At 55.9% G+C, this 12709-nt stretch carries 14 protein-coding genes; 11 read left to right on the plus strand and 3 right to left on the minus strand.

The window, feature by feature from the left end; translation table 11 throughout:
- The first annotated feature begins 124 nt into the window (after window positions 1-124).
- The 6 genes from VE23_RS23120 to VE23_RS23145 all read left to right on the plus strand — a co-directional run bounded on the left by VE23_RS23120 (window position 125) and on the right by VE23_RS23145 (window position 5112).
- The gene (locus VE23_RS23120) at window positions 125-1462 is read left to right on the plus strand and encodes a TrkH family potassium uptake protein (RefSeq protein ID WP_021877224.1); all 1338 of its coding nucleotides are present in this window, start codon (window positions 125-127) and stop codon (window positions 1460-1462) included.
- A gap of 309 nt (window positions 1463-1771) precedes the next feature.
- A complete protein-coding gene (locus VE23_RS23125) occupies window positions 1772-2725 on the plus strand; it encodes a magnesium transporter CorA family protein (RefSeq protein ID WP_048745844.1) in 954 nt (317 codons plus the stop codon).
- Between the two features lie 139 nt (window positions 2726-2864).
- Window positions 2865-3203, plus strand: coding sequence for a hypothetical protein (locus VE23_RS23130; RefSeq protein WP_127507149.1), 339 nt, complete (start codon window positions 2865-2867; stop codon window positions 3201-3203).
- 137 nt (window positions 3204-3340) lie between these two features.
- On the plus strand, window positions 3341-3862 hold the full coding sequence (locus VE23_RS23135) for a hypothetical protein (RefSeq protein WP_049869282.1): 522 nt from the start codon (window positions 3341-3343) through the stop codon (window positions 3860-3862).
- A gap of 134 nt (window positions 3863-3996) precedes the next feature.
- Window positions 3997-4866: an SPFH domain-containing protein gene (locus VE23_RS23140; protein WP_049869283.1), complete on the plus strand. Its 870-nt coding sequence runs from the start codon at window positions 3997-3999 to the stop codon at window positions 4864-4866.
- A 12-nt stretch (window positions 4867-4878) separates the two neighbouring features.
- Entirely contained in the window at window positions 4879-5112 is a 234-nt protein-coding gene (locus VE23_RS23145; protein WP_021877229.1) for an Arc family DNA-binding protein, read from the plus strand.
- A gap of 90 nt (window positions 5113-5202) precedes the next feature.
- On the opposite strand, the gene VE23_RS23150 is transcribed toward VE23_RS23145, so the two are convergent.
- The 3 genes from VE23_RS23150 to VE23_RS23160 form a co-directional block, all read right to left on the minus strand.
- Entirely contained in the window at window positions 5203-6081 is an 879-nt protein-coding gene (locus tag VE23_RS23150) for a carbohydrate ABC transporter permease (RefSeq protein WP_021877230.1), read from the minus strand.
- Window positions 6082-6103: 22 nt separating this feature from the next.
- The gene (locus tag VE23_RS23155) at window positions 6104-6961 is read right to left on the minus strand and encodes a carbohydrate ABC transporter permease (RefSeq protein WP_021877231.1); all 858 of its coding nucleotides are present in this window, start codon (window positions 6959-6961) and stop codon (window positions 6104-6106) included.
- 111 nt (window positions 6962-7072) lie between these two features.
- Complete coding sequence (locus VE23_RS23160; RefSeq protein ID WP_049869285.1) at window positions 7073-8440, minus strand: ABC transporter substrate-binding protein; 1368 nt, start codon at window positions 8438-8440, stop codon at window positions 7073-7075.
- Window positions 8441-8566: 126 nt separating this feature from the next.
- Here VE23_RS23160 and VE23_RS26745 point away from each other — a divergent pair, with 126 nt between their 5' ends.
- The 5 genes from VE23_RS26745 to VE23_RS23180 all read left to right on the plus strand — a co-directional run bounded on the left by VE23_RS26745 (window position 8567) and on the right by VE23_RS23180 (window position 12521).
- The gene (locus VE23_RS26745; RefSeq protein WP_157054032.1) at window positions 8567-8737 is read left to right on the plus strand and encodes a hypothetical protein; all 171 of its coding nucleotides are present in this window, start codon (window positions 8567-8569) and stop codon (window positions 8735-8737) included.
- 404 nt (window positions 8738-9141) lie between these two features.
- A complete protein-coding gene (locus VE23_RS23165) occupies window positions 9142-10317 on the plus strand; it encodes a LolA family protein (RefSeq protein ID WP_049869286.1) in 1176 nt (391 codons plus the stop codon).
- Between the two features lie 171 nt (window positions 10318-10488).
- Window positions 10489-11694 (plus strand): alanine racemase, encoded by a 1206-nt coding sequence (alr, locus tag VE23_RS23170; RefSeq protein WP_049869288.1) that lies wholly within the window; start codon window positions 10489-10491, stop codon window positions 11692-11694.
- A 191-nt stretch (window positions 11695-11885) separates the two neighbouring features.
- Window positions 11886-12167 carry a CopG family ribbon-helix-helix protein gene (locus VE23_RS23175; RefSeq protein WP_048745833.1) on the plus strand — a complete coding sequence of 94 codons (282 nt, stop codon included), beginning with the start codon at window positions 11886-11888 and terminating at the stop codon, window positions 12165-12167.
- Between the two features lie 3 nt (window positions 12168-12170).
- Window positions 12171-12521 carry a type II toxin-antitoxin system PemK/MazF family toxin gene (locus VE23_RS23180; RefSeq protein WP_021877237.1) on the plus strand — a complete coding sequence of 117 codons (351 nt, stop codon included), beginning with the start codon at window positions 12171-12173 and terminating at the stop codon, window positions 12519-12521.
- The last annotated feature ends 188 nt before the right edge of the window (window positions 12522-12709 follow it).

Consider the following 12709-nt stretch of genomic DNA (forward strand, 5'->3'; position numbering starts at 1 on the left):
TTTTTGCATGTCCGGGCCGGGAAGGCTTGCCAAGGAGACAACAGCGATTGGCGACCCGTTCCGACCGCAGGTCATCTATTTTTCACCACGCTTTTAGAAATGAAGCGGAAAGGGGCTTCGAGCCGTGCTGTCCAATCGTTATATCCGCTCTACCTACCTGACACCTCCGAGGGTGCTTGCGGGCGGATTTCTTTCTCTGATCGTGCTTGGCACGATTCTTCTCGCTACCCCTGCCGCTTCGGCTGACGGGGTGCGGATTCCTGTACTGGATGCTCTGTTCACGGCGACTTCGGCTACATGCGTGACGGGGCTCACCATTATGAACACAGGCACCGAATATTCCTTGTTCGGACAAATCGTGCTGCTCGTGCTGTTCCAGCTAGGAGGGACGGGCTTCATGACGGCCGCTACCTGGTTTGCCCTGGCGTTCGGCCGCAAAATATCGCTCCGTGACCGCCTCGTGCTCAAGGAGTCCCTCAATCAGACGGAAATGAGCGGAATCGTCCAGCTCGTTATAAGGATCTTTTTGTTCTCCGCCGCTATCGAAGGGGTCGGAGCGCTGCTGTACACGTTTATCTGGATGGACTCCATGCCGCTGTCCAAAGCGGCCTACTTCGGCGTATTCCACGCGGTTTCCGTGTTCAACAATGCCGGTTTCGAAATTATCGGGGGCTGGAGCCAGTTCGTCAGCGATCCCGCGATCAATCTGATTACGATGACGCTTATTTTCTTCGGCAGCATCGGTTTCATTGTCATGGCGGATCTGATCCGGTTTCCCGAGAGGCGCAAAATCTCCTTGCACAGCAAGGTCGTGTTGTGGGCTTCTGTCGTCCTCACATTGGGCGGCGCCATTCTTTTCTTTATCTTTGAATTTACGAATACAAGGAGCTTCGGCCATCTGGGGCTGAACGGCAAGATCTGGGCCAGCTTTTTCCAATCATTCAGCTTGCGCTCGGCAGGAATCAATACGGTGCCGATCGAGGAGCTCCGTCAGGCGACCCAGCTTCTGATGATCATCCTTATGTTCATCGGAGCCGCGCCGGGCTCTACAGGAGGAGGGATCAAGCTGACCACCTTCGTCGTGCTGCTTGCCGGCATCCATGCGATTTTGCGCGGCCGCGAGGATGCGGTGATCTTCCGGTACCGGATTGCAGCCAAGGAGCTGTATCGGGCTATCACGGTCACGCTCATGGGGGTCATCATTATCGTCGCCTCCACGATGATCCTGACGACCGTGGAGAATGCTTCCTTTCTCGTTCTTCTCTTTGAGGCCGTGTCGGCGTTCGGCACGGTCGGGTTCAGCCTTGGAGCCACCTTTGATCTTACCCCTGTCGGCAAAGGGGTCATCATTTTCCTGATGTTTGCCGGCAGGCTCGGGCTGTTAACCTTGGCGTTCGCGATCCGCTCCAAATCCAAAAAAGAACCGTTCCGATATCCGGAGGGCCGGATCATTATCGGCTGAGAGCAGCCCCGCATTTTTGAGGCCACTGAAAAAGTAGTCGCTGCGTGCGCGAATCATTCTTCCGATCGCTGTTGTCCCCGTATTTCTTTGATTGTTGCCGTTTCTGCGGTTGAAATCCGGTGACAAAGGCGACCACATTCCGTTTCTCCGGAACGATTCCGCGCCCTTCGCTTGTTTTTCAGCAGCCCCGCATTTTTGCGGGGCTTTTTTTCAATCATTGCCATGTCGCCAACTGATTCCGAGGGCGGCTGGGCAGGGTAATGGAAGGGTAGTAAACGGTCAAGATGCAGTCAGTCAGGAGTGGGAACGATGGGGAACGAGGATAAGCGCTCGTCGGCGGAAGGCCGGAGCTGGGCGTGGCATCGGAGCGGCGACAGCGGGCAAGCGGCGGAAATGTGGCGGCAGGACGAGTCCGTGCGGAAATGGATCGAAAGAAGCAAGGATCGGGATGTGAACCATCTTGCGGCTACTTCCTTTCAAGGGAGCCGAAATGCGGTGTTCGGGACGCTTGTCGTGGGCAGATCGGATGATGACCAGAGAAGCAACTGCACGATGCATTTTTACCTCGGGCACCGCAATCTGTATACGATCGGTTTCGATGAAGAGGATATTGTCGACGGCTGTGAAGGAGCCGCTCATTTTTTTGCGGAAATCGAGCAGTCGGAGACGGCTCTGGACGGATTCATCAAGCTGCTTGCCGGCATCATGGAGCCGTTCTTCGACGGGATGGACAATTTCGAGCAGAAGCTGCGCGAGATGGAGGAGAATATCCGGGACCGCAATGGCGGCTATATGTTTCACCGCATTCTGGAGCTCCGCTACGGCCTGCTTCACTGGACCGGACTGACGAGGCCGGTCCGCGAAATCCGGTTTGCTCTGGAAGAAGCGTTTCCCGAGGAGATGAAGGAGAGTCTCATCCATCAGGCGTTCAACTCGCGTCTGGAGAGGATGATCATGCTGCAGGAAGAGTACCGGCAGGAGGTGGAGTCGCTGCTTCTGCTCGAGGACAATATCTCGAACTACCGCGGCAACGAAATCATGAAGACGCTCACGGTGTTCACGATTCTTTGCACGCCTATGATGGCGATCGGCGCGATCTGGGGGATGAATTTCGAGCAGATGCCGGAGCTGAAGTGGAAGCTTGGATACGTATTCGGGCTTGCCGTCATTTTGGCGGCTACGGTCGGCGTCTATTTCTGGATGCGGACGAAAGGCTGGATGGGGGATCTTCTCCGGGAGGACAACCGACGGGAACGGCTGTGACGGGCATGCGGCTGAAAATGTTGGCGGAAGGCTTGGGCACGCTGTTTAACAGCTGCCTGAGCCGTGTAATAGCTAGTACGGCAGCGCTGGAATGCACTGACCGAATCTACCTCATACGAGGTCTCAACAGGCGGTGTTGATGATGACCATCAAATATCGTAATACTTGCTCCGACATCGAGATTCTGGTCAAGCATGAAGAGTCGGACTCTGTTGCTCCGTACCGAGTCAATATTCAGAGCTCCAAAAATCCGCTCAGCTTCGGCAACAACCTGGCCAGCTCCACTTCGGAAGAAGCAGCGGTCAAGATCGCGGATCAGCTGTGCAGCTTCTACTCCATTGCGAGGAAGAACGGTTACTATCTCAAAGGCAAATCGTTCACGAAGGCGGATTGTCCGGAAATCCCCGTGTCGGAAGTGCTGGAGGACGATATGACGGAGCAGCAGTTCAGCGAGAAGCTCCAGAGCCAGTCCGTATAACATCCATTCCTTTTCATACAGCAGCGGGCGTCCCTCCGGGGACGCTTTTTTGATTTTCAGCAAGGTTGGAATAATTAAACAATAAGAGGGAAGTATACGAAAGGAAGGAATCCAAGACCGAAAGGATGACAGCATCGATGAAAGCAACTTGGACAGCGGCTGCCTTGCTGCTTGCCGCTCTTGCCCTGCCAGCCGCCGCTTACGCCGCGCCGCAGGCGTCTCCGGCAGCTCCGCAGGCATCTCCGCATGCATCGCAGGATATGGGCGCTCCGGACCGCTACAACCATCAAGGAGATCTGCGGAATCCGAAAGGCCATCCGCATCACGATCGATACCGCGAAGCCCGCAAGCTCGCCATGCTGAAGGAAGCCGCGGCTTATTTCGGCATCAAAGCCGACGGCAAGACGGAGGAGCAGCTCCGTCAGGAAATTCACGCGGCCAAGGAAAAGCAGCCGGAGAAATGGACGGCCTTCAAAGCGAGCATGAAGGAAAAACGCTTCGCGAGAATGAAGGAATTTGCCGTCAAGCAAGGCATCAAAGTCGAGGGAAAGTCGGAGCAGCAGCTTCGCGACGAGCTGAAAAGCCTGCATGAGCAGGGGAAGCTGAAGGTTCCAGCGCCGAAGGGACCTCATCAGATGGACGGTACACGGCCCTCTTGATGGAAGAGAGGGCGATGGGGCAGCGACCTTTAGGTTCGATAAAAATCCTTCCCATAAGGAAGGATTTTTTATTTTCCATTTCAAAGAAAAAGTGATATCATAATCATATCAAGTTGATATGGAGTGTGATGGGGATGAAGGAACATCAGGCTTGGCATGCGAACGGTTTCCTGGCGACGCTGGCTGCTATCGCGGCGGCGGCGGCAGCGATCTGGTGCTTTGTATCGGGCAATGCCGACGATGGTTCGGCTGGCATGAATGTGCTGGGAGTCGTCCTTCTGCTGCTGGCGCTCGTGGCGTTCAGCTCGCTTACGGTCGTTCAGCCGAATCAGGCAAAAATCATTACGTTTTTCGGACGTTACAAAGGCACGGTATCGGATAGCGGGCTGTGGATCGTCGTTCCGTTCACCGTCAAATCCAGGATGTCGCTCAAGGTCAGGAATTTCAACAGCCAGAAGCTGAAGGTCAACGATGCTTCCGGCAACCCGGTCGAAATTGCAGCGGTGGTCGTATTTAAGGTAACGGATACGGCCAGAGCGGCATTCGACGTCGACGATTACGAGACGTTCGTGGAAATCCAGAGCGAGACGGCGATCCGCCATATCGCGGCGCAGTACCCTTATGACACGTACGAGGACAGCTCCGTCATCTCGCTTAGGGGCAACGCGGACGAAATTTCCGGACGGCTGCTCGCCGAGCTTCAGGAGCGCCTCAGCGTAGCTGGCGTGGAAGTGCTGGAAACCCGTCTGTCCCACCTTGCATATGCAGCCGAGATTGCAGGTGCGATGCTGCAGCGCCAGCAGGCGGAAGCGATCGTAGCGGCTCGGCAAAAAATCGTAGACGGTGCTGTCGGCATGGTGGAGTCGGCCCTGCAGCAGCTGAAGCACCACGGAATCGTACTGGATGACGAACGGCGTGCGGCGATGATCAACAATCTTATGGTTGCCATCGTCTCCGAACGGGGAACGACGCCGGTCATCAATACCGGTACGCTCTATAATTAAGGCAGCCGTCTAATGGCCAAAGAACGCAAGGCGTTTCCGCTGCGCCTGGACCTGGAGCTGTACCAGGCCGTGGAGAAATGGGCCGGCGACGAATTCCGCAGCGTAAACGCGCATATCGAATATCTGCTCCGCGAATCGCTGAAGAAGAGCGGCAGGCTCAAAAGCCTTCCTCCTCAAGCTGCGGAGGATCAATCCAAGTCCGTTCCTTCCGGGGACGCAGAGGTCCCGGAGAACGGATCCAGCTAGCAGCAAGCCTCATCATTCATGATTGACGCAAAATCAAAGAACCCTGCGGTCACAGCTGTGACCGCAGGGTTCTTTTTTTGGGGAATGGAATCAGCCTTTGATCGCGCCTTCGGTCATCCCTTTTTCAATGTACTTCTGAATGAAGAGGTATACGATCAGAACGGGGATGACAGTGAGCACGACAGCGGCGGCCATGAGGCCGAAGTCGGTGCCGTATTGGGAGCTGATCTGAGCGAGCAGCGCCACGATCGGCCTTACCGAATCCTTGTTGACGAAGATGATGGCGGAGAACAGGTCATTGTAGGACCACAGGAAGACGAAGATGCTGGTCGAGGCGAAGACCGGCCTTCCAACGGGCAGGAAGATTTTCGTGAACATGTTGAACCGGTTGCAGCCGTCGATGAAGGCGGCTTCCTCCAGCTCCTTGGGGATTGTAGCCAGATACCCTGCGATGACGAGGATGGCGAAGGACAGATTGCCAGCCGTTTGCGGCAGAATGAGGCCGAAGTAGGTGTTGACCACCTTCCACTTGATCAGCAGCTCGTACACCGGCACGACGGTGGCGAAGGTCGGAATGAGCAGCGTCGCGACCAGCAGCGAGTTGATGAGGTTGCGTCCCCGGAACTTGAAGCGCGACAGAATATAGGCCGCGAGCCCGGCGACGATCAAGACAAGCAGGACGACGGAGACGGACATGATCAAGCTGTTGGCGTATGCCCGGCCGATGCTGATGCTCTCGAAAGCGTTCGTGTAATTCAGCTTGTCCGGCGGAATCGCCAGCTTGAACGAATTGTCCATGACCTCGTCGGACGATTTGAACGAATTGTTGATGATCCAGATGAGCGGATAGATCGTCGTGAGCGCCCATAAGGAAAGGCATAGATAAACGAAGGCCATCCCGAACGGGAATCGCTTGCCGGAGCGGCCTCTCGTGACAGGTACGGCATTGGCAGGATTGACTTGCTGCATTCACTTTCCACCCCATTGCAACTTAATATGTGACTTCTTCTCTCTTGAGGAGACGGTTCGTAATCAAGGACAGGATGACCCCGAAAATGACGATGTAGATCGCAATAGTGGAACCGTAACCGAAGTTCTGGTCCACAAGGGCCTTCTTGTACATGTACGTTCCGAGCAGTTCCGTCCCGTTGCCGCCGCGGGTCAAAATAAAGACGAAGTCGAAAATTTTGAGCGTGCCGGTGATGGCAAGGATCATGACGACCTTGATGTCGCTCAAAATAAGCGGGATGGTCAGCATGGTTGTCTTTTTGATGCCGCCGATTCCTTCCAGCTTGGCTGCTTCATAGAAATCGGAGGGAATCTTGGACATGGCGGTAAGGAAGAGCACGAAGTAAAAGCCGACGTAATGCCATACGGTCGGAACCGCGACGGCTTTCAAGGAGCCCGTTTCGCTCATCCACAGAATCGGCTCGAAGCCCAGCTTGGCGATGATGCCGTTGAGCAGGCCGAACTGGTAGTTGTAGATGAGCACGAACAGGAGGGATATCGCGGCTCCGGAGATGACGATCGGGAAGAAGAAGACGGTTCGGAAAAACTGCTTGCCCTTGGAGATGCTGTCGACCATGACGGCCAGCACAAGCGCGATTCCGACTTGGAAGATCAGGACGTAAAGCATGATTTCCAGCGTATGCAAGGTAGCGGCGCCCAGAAGATCATCGGAAAAAAGGCGCTCGTAATTGTCCAAGCCGACAAATTTCTTGTTGAAGAAGCCGTTTGTGCGGAAGAAGCTGAGATAGAAGCTTTTCAGGAACGGATAGTAGACAAAGGTGCCGAGCAGCAGGAAAGCCGGCAGTAGGAAAGCCAAAATATAGTTCTTATCGCCCTTCATTCAATCACCTTTTTGCGGTTTATCGTCGAGCCCCAGTCTTTTAAAGAAACTCGCCGCCCTTCAAGCAAGCGGGCGGCGAGTCGGGTTGGCTATCGCCTGGATATGGACGCCTTACTTCTTGTTTGCGACTTCGATCTTCTGAGCGGCTTCCAGGGCTGCTTTCGCCGTATCTTTGCCGGATACGATGCCTTGGATATGCTGGCGGATCGTCGTGAACGTTTCCGGAGCGACCTGCGTGTCGATCGGAGCGTTGATCGTCGGAGCTTCGCTGGCCATCTTGAAGCCGTCCAGAGCGAGCTGCGGCAGGCCTTCCACTTGCACGTTGGCAGCGGCAGGCGTACCGGAGTTGGCTTGCGCGATCGCTTTGATCGTATCAGGCGACGTCAGGAACTTGAGCAGCTGGACGGCAGCGTCTTTCTTGTCCGCGTTGTCGTACGTGCTCTTCGACAAGTAGAAGCCGGAGCCGAAGCCGCCGATGATGGACTTGCCGTCGCCTTTGCCGCCTGGAATGGCCGGGAAAGGAAGCACGGTCGAAGCCGCTTTGACTTCGTCGGAGAAGCTGCCTTGCGCCCACGAGCCTTCGATGACCATGGCAGCCTTGCCTTGGGAGTAGTATTTCGCAGCCATGTTCAGGTCGATCGTGGCGGCGTCTTTAGGGAAGGCGCCGAGCTTGCCGATCTCGTTCAGCTTGGAGAGGCCGAGCTCCCAGTCCGGATTGACGGCATCCAGAATGCCGGAGTTGTGGCCTGCGCCGCCGGAGGCGCCGAGGACGAAGTGCTCGATCAGGTAGTGCGATTGATCGAATGGAGCGGCGAGCGGGATGACCTTGTTCTCGTTCAGCGTTTTGATGGCCGTCGTGAACTTGTCCCAGTCGGTTGGAAGCTCCAGATTATATTTCTTGAAGATGTCCTTGTTGACGTACAGGCCTTCGTAGTAGCCCGTCAGCGGAGCGGCATAGATGTTGCCGTCCGGCTGCTTGACGGCATCGAGAGCCGCAGGGTTGAAGCCGGCTTTCCATTCTGCGTCCTCGTCGAGCAGAGCGTTCAGCGGAACGACCTTGCCGGCATCGACGAAGCCTTTGGCGTCGGCTCCTACGAAGTAGAAGAGCAGGTCCGGCTCGTTGCCGCTGGACATGTCCGTGTTGACCTTCGTGCGGAAGCTGTCGTCGTTCGCGGACATCGCGTCGTTCGTGATTTTGATGTTCGGGAATTTGGCGGAGAAATCGTCAAGCGCTTTCTGGAAAGCAGGCTTGGCTGCGTCCGTTCCGGCGAAGGTGGAGAATACGCGGAGCGTGACGTCTTTGGCTTCCGGAGCCTTGGACGCTTCCGGGCTCGGCGATGTGCTTGCTGCCGGGCTTGGTGCCGGACTTGCGTCTCCGCCGGTATTTCCGGAGTTGTTGTTTCCGTTGCTGCCGCATGCAGACAGGAGCAGCACAGTCGCCACGGAAAGGGCGCACAGAGCTTGGGACTTCTTCTTCATCGACGATGATCCCCCTTAGTTTAGCTAAGTCTTATCGTACAGATCGTTGATCTGCTTAGATAAAGTCTAGAAGGTTTCCAGCAGCCCGCCAAGGCAAGATTGGTTCTAAAGGAGGGGGATATTCCTATGGACATGGGGGATTATTTTATGGCCAATAGGGGAAAATCATCTTTTTATTTCCAGCTGGGGCAGTGGAAGGGCAGCAGGGATGAAATCAATGGGCCGCAAGTCGCGCTGCCGATTAAAAGCTCGGAGGCTGTGGCGGAGGTCTGGGATTCTGGAGTTATGAAGATTTGAAGCCCTGACGAGTTCTGCAGATTTGAAGTTCTGATGATCTAGAGGTTTGAGTTCTGAAGGTCTGAATGTCTGAAGGTCTGAAGGTCTGAAGGTCTGAAGGTCTGTGTTCCCAAATCACTTGAGTTTTGGAGGCATTCCTGCATGGCAAGCTTGTGGAAAGCACGGCCAGCGATAGAGATAAGAATTCTTTTCTATCATTAAAGCGGAGTTGGCTGGCATTGCGTCCTGCGGCCCCCGCTCGGCAAAACCCTGCACATATCGGATTTAGCTGGATCACAGGCCTTCTTTGGGCTTGCTCCAGACAAAAACTCGGCCAAGCTGAAACCCGTCCGCATAATTGGCCAAGACCCCTCATAGACATGTTATCAGCTTAGGAAAACCAATGTGCAGAGGGGATGATTTACATGCGTCGCATCACATGGATCGCGGCTTTGATTGCCTGCTTTACGCTGGTGCTGGCCGGATGCGGCAGCAAGGACGCCGGCTCCGTGGTGAAGGAGCTTGGCAAGCTGCAGGACAAGACCGAGACTTACCAGGGAACGGGGACGATGACGCTTCATACCGCCACGCAGCCGCTGGAGTACAAGGTGGATGTGAAGTTCCAGAAGCCCAACTATTACCGGATCGCGCTTACCAACGAGAAGAAGGACCTGACACAGATCGTGCTGCGCAACGACGAGGGCGTGTTCGTCCTGACCCCGAGCCTGAACAAGGTATTCCGCTTCCAAAGCAACTGGCCGGAAGACCAAGGTCAAGTCTATCTGTACCAGACGCTGGTGAAGAGCATCCTGCTCGACAACTCGCGCCAGTTCGCTTCCGAGAAGGACAGCTATGTGTTCGATGTCATGGCTAATTATCAGAATGCTTCCCTGGCCCGGCAAAAAATCTGGCTGAATAAATCCGACTATGCGCCCAAGCAGGTCGAAGTAAGCGATTCGAATGCTTCCGTGCTGGTCGATGTGAAGTTCGACTCCTTCAAATTCAATGAAAAGCTGGACAAAAGCGTGTTCGACACGAAGACGAATCTCCAGTCCTCACCTGCGGCCGGCTCGCAGCCTACGACAGCCGTTCCGGAGTCGGATGCGACGGACGGCAAGGCGGCCGACCCGGCCGGCAAGGACGGCGACGCAGGCAAAGGCGGAGCAGCGTCTGCAGGCGATGATCAGCAGGGCGCAGGCTCGGCGGATCCATCCGGAGCGCAGGACGAGGATGGGCAGCAGGATGCAGCGGCAGATCCGACGAGCTTCGTGCCGATGGAGCCATCCTATCTTGGCGGCGACGGCATTGCGCTGAAGGATTCCAGCGAGATCGTATTCGGCGGTGAGCCCGGCTACATCCAGCGTTATACGGGCACCTACAATTACACGCTGATCGAAACCCAGCCGGAAGATACGGCGGTGGCGATGGGCAGCGGCCGGCTGGTGGATCTCGGCTATACGTGGGCCCAGCTTAACGAAGGCGACCAGACGACGCTCACCTGGACCTACGGAGGCAAGGAATTCCGCTTGACCAGCGGCGATCTTCCGCAGGACCAAATGATTGCGGTAGCCCAGTCTGTCGTGGATGAAATGGGCAAATAAACAATCATGCAAGAGGCGTTCGCGGGCATTGGGCGGCGCCTCTTTTCCCTACCTGCCGATGCCGAATTGGCAACAGGTGCCAGTGCCGAACCGTCCCCGTTTCATTGACAGTCCCGAGGTCAGCGTTTAACATTAGAGGCACTGGGTTCAAAAGAAAAGGACTGAAATACGATGGATGAAGCGGCATTTTATCGGCCGACCGCAGCTCATATTTCCCTGGATGCACTGGCTCACAATATCGCAGCCTTCCGCTCCGCGCTGCCGGCACGAATGAAGATGATGGCATCCGTCAAGGCGAATGCCTATGGACACGGCCTCATCCAGGTCGCCCGCGAAGCCGAGGCTCGCGGAATCGACTATCTGGGTGTGGCTTTTCTTGACGAAGCTCTCACGATCCGCAGGGCGGGCATTGCCGCGCCGATTCTCGTGCTGGGATACGTTCCGCCGGAGGGACTGCCGGCGGCGCGACGGCATGATGTATCAATCGCCTTATTCCGGGAGGATGTTCTGGAGGCGGCGGCATCGCTGCCCGAGGATGATGGGCGCAAGCTTAAGGTTCATATCAAAGTGGATACCGGAATGGGCCGGCTCGGGACGCTCGCCGACGGCAGCGGAGCGGCCGAACGGTTCATCGAGAAGGCGCTCGCGATCCCTCGGCTTCAGGTCGACGGTGTGTTCACCCACTTTGCCAAAGCGGATGAGGCCGACAAGAGCTACACTCTCCTGCAATACGAGCGGTTTGCCGGGATCATGCATTACGTGCGCAGCCGCAGCCTTCCGATTCCAATCCTGCACAGCGCCAATACGGCGGCAGGCATGGATACGCCGGAGCTGGGCGGAGACATGCTCCGTCTCGGCATCGGCATGTACGGTCTATATCCGTCGAATGAAGTGGAATTCGGCAGAGTGGATCTGTGTCCGGTTTTGTCCCTGAAGACCGAAGTCGTGCACGTGAAGACGGTGCCCCCTGGCTGGGGAGTGAGCTACGGCACCCGCTTCGTCGCCGGCGAAGATACCCGGATCGGCACGCTGCCGGTCGGATATGCCGACGGCTTCAGCCGGATGCTCACCGGCAAGGCAGAAGCGCTGCTGCGCGGCCGCAGAGTTCCGGTTGTCGGCACGATCTGCATGGATCAGAGCATGATTGCGCTTGCAGCCGCAGACAATGCGGGTACATTCCCGGTGCTGCCGGGCGAGGAAGTCATCCTCATCGGCTCGCAAGGGGAAGAGCGGATCTCGGCCGAAGAGGTTGCCGACAAGCTCGGCACGATCAATTACGAGCTCACCTGCATGCTTGCTGCGCGCGTCCCGCGGATTTACACTCGCGGCGGTGCGGTCGTCGAAGTGTCGAATCCGCTTCTCGGCGGAGGGATGTGAGGCTTCTTGTCATTTTTTGAAGAAGTCAAGAAGGAATCGCGTCGCTATGCGGCGAATAGCCTTTTAACGACTATTGAAGGATCTTGCCGTTCTAACGAAAAGTGCCCTTTCATAGGTATGGTTGAGTATAGCTCGATACCAACGGAGACATAATGGTAATAGGCTTTGACAAGTTTTGGAGGTGCGAGTTGGTGGCCAATCTGCAGAATACCAAACGAATCATGATCAGTATCCCGGACCAGCTCCTGGAAGAAGTGGACGGAATCGTGGCCAAGGAGAATTCCAACCGCAGCGAGTTCATTCGGCAGGCGATGAAGCTTTATCTCGTGGAGCGCAAAAAACGTCAGATCCGTGAATTGATGCAGCGCGGTTATCTGGAAATGGCTAAGATCAACTTGAACATGGCCTCGGAAGCTTTCCACGCGGAAGAAGACGCAGACCGTGCGCTGGGCCGCCTCGTCAGCGGGGTGTAGCTCTTGATCGTCAAACGCGGCGACGTATTCTTTGCAGACTTATCTCCCGTCGTAGGCTCCGAGCAAGGCGGCGTGCGCCCGGTGCTTGTCCTTCAGAACGATATCGGCAACCGCTTCAGCCCGACGGTCATCGTAGCGGCCATTACGGCCCAGATCCAGAAGGCGAAGCTTCCTACCCATGTTGAGATCGACGCCAAGGCTCATGGCTTCGATCGCGATTCAGTCATCCTGCTCGAGCAGATCCGCACGATCGACAAGCAGCGTCTTACTGACAAGATCACGCATCTCGACGATGAGATGATGAGACATGTCGACGACGCGCTGCAGATCAGCGTCGGTCTGATCGACTTTTAAGCCGGCAGATAATCGGCTCTGCCATTTTCTGCCTGGCGATTGTGTCCGATGAGGGAAATATGGAAAAAAATGCTGGACAGGTATTTATTCTGTTGATACTATAGACTCAAACATAACCGTATACGATGCATGGCATCGTTTTGCTCGCGAAGAACGCAAGCAGTTGAACCGGATTACCGGTTCCTGCT

It is taken from the genome of Paenibacillus sp. D9, from assembly GCF_001188365.1.
GTDB lineage: Bacteria > Bacillota > Bacilli > Paenibacillales > Paenibacillaceae > Paenibacillus_O > Paenibacillus_O humicus.